The sequence below is a fragment of the Escherichia sp. XD33 genome (assembly GCF_019375075.1).
In the GTDB taxonomy this organism is placed as follows: Bacteria; Pseudomonadota; Gammaproteobacteria; order Enterobacterales; family Enterobacteriaceae; genus Enterobacter; species Enterobacter flexneri_A.
The window spans coordinates 1-1760 of record NZ_JAENDM010000161.1; the positions used below are offsets into that span (position 1 = coordinate 1).

Sequence of the window (1760 nt, forward strand, 5' to 3'; positions counted from 1 at the left end):
CTCAGCATTTTATTATGGTGATCCCCTGGGCGAAATGCGCCTGGTAAGCAGAGTTTTTGAAATGTAAGGCCTTTGAATAAGACAAAAGGCTGCCTCATCGCTAACTTTGCAACAGTGCCCAAGGAAGTGTATGAAAAATGTCTGGTATAATAAAGATATCATCTTGAAAATCGAGTGTTGCTCTGTGGATAACTTGCAGGGTTTAATAAGTATCTTTACTCAAAAGTTGCAATCAATAATTTATTGAAAAAGATTGAAAGGTGGTGGTAAATAATGTTACAATGTGGGAGTATCAGTTTAAATTCTTCGTGAAATAGTGTTCTTTTAAGCTAATAAAAAATGCACGTGGAATTTAGGTCAAAGAAAAGTAAAGAAAAATTTATTTATGGAGGTAAAAAAGGATGAGTCAAGTTGTTGATTTTTTAAATGAAGCAAAAACTTTTTATTTTGCAACCGTTGAAGGAGACCAGCCAAGGGTCAGACCGTTTAATGCAGCCATGGAGAGGAATGGCAAGGTCTATCTTGGTACAACCAATCAGAAAAAAGTTTATCAGCAGTTATTGGCAAATTCAAAGGTGGAAGTCTCAGGTATGGCAAAAGGAAAATGGATTCGGCTCACCGGCGAAGCCGTAATTGATGATACCGTGGAAGCAAGGGAAGCAATGCTTGAAGCAAATCCGTTTTTGAGAGATTGGTATAGCGCTGATGATGGGAAATTCACCGTATTTTATTTGAAAAACATGCAGGCAGTTTTATATTCCTTTACAGGAGATCCGGAGATATTAGATAATTAATCAAAACATGCAGCCCAAGTGTAGAATGAACTGACCCCCATAAGTTAGACCAAAAATCTAACTTATGGGAGGTCATTTTTTATGGCAAAATACAGTTATGAATTTAAGTTACAAGTTGTTCAAGCATATTTAGATTTTTATTTTGTCCGTTTTGTCTAGCTTACCGAAAGCCAGACTCAGCAAGAATAAAATTTTTATTGTCTTTCGGTTTTCTAGTGTAACGGACAAAACCACTCAAAATAAAAAAGATACAAGAGAGGTCTCTCGTATCTTTTATTCAGCAATCGCGCCCGATTGCTGAACAGATTAATAATAGATTTTAGCTTTTTATTTGTTGAAAAAAGCTAATCAAATTGTTGTCGGGATCAATTACTGCAAAGTCTCGTTCATCCCACCACTGATCTTTTAATGATGTATTGGGGTGCAAAATGCCCAAAGGCTTAATATGTTGATATAATTCATCAATTCCCTCTACTTCAATGCGGCAACTAGCAGTACCAGCAATAAACGACTCCGCACCTGTACAAACCGGTGAATCATTACTACGAGAGCGCCAGCCTTCATCACTTGCCTCCCATAGATGAATCCGAACCTCATTACACATTAGAACTGCGAATCCATCTTCATGGTGAACCAAAGTGAAACCTAGTTTATCGCAATAAAAACCTATACTCTTTTTAATATCCCCGACTGGCAATGCCGGGATAGACTATTATTCTCCCCGGAGCCACTACGCTGACCCGGTTGATTTCAGAGGTAAGGGAAAAGGCGACGTTGCGCCTGTGGAACAAACTGGCACTGATACCGTCAGCCGAACAGCGTTCACAGCTGGAGATGCTGCTGGGGCGGCACTGTTGCAAAGTTAGCGATGAGGCAGCCTTTTGTCTTATTCAAAGGCCTTACATTTCAAAAACTCTGCTTACCAGGCGCATTTCGCCCAGGGGATCACCATAATAAAATGCTGAG

At 39.3% G+C, this 1760-nt stretch carries 2 protein-coding genes; one reads left to right on the top strand and one right to left on the bottom strand.

The features are described from left to right. The first annotated feature begins 401 nt into the window (after positions 1 to 401). A complete protein-coding gene (locus tag K0778_RS25830; RefSeq protein WP_057109146.1) occupies positions 402 to 794 on the top strand; it encodes a pyridoxamine 5'-phosphate oxidase family protein in 393 nt (130 codons plus the stop codon). Positions 795 to 1113: 319 nt separating this feature from the next. Here the strand turns inward: K0778_RS25830 and bleO are convergent, their stop codons facing one another. Further along, complete coding sequence (bleO, locus tag K0778_RS25835; RefSeq protein ID WP_063102497.1) at positions 1114 to 1500, bottom strand: bleomycin binding protein; 387 nt, start codon at positions 1498 to 1500, stop codon at positions 1114 to 1116. Positions 1501 to 1760: the final 260 nt, after the last annotated feature.

Excerpts from the sequence above, each read along its gene's own strand:
- K0778_RS25830 (WP_057109146.1), top strand. The coding sequence starts at position 402 with ATGAGTCAAGTTGTTGATTTTTTAAATGAAGCAAAAACTTTTTATTTT.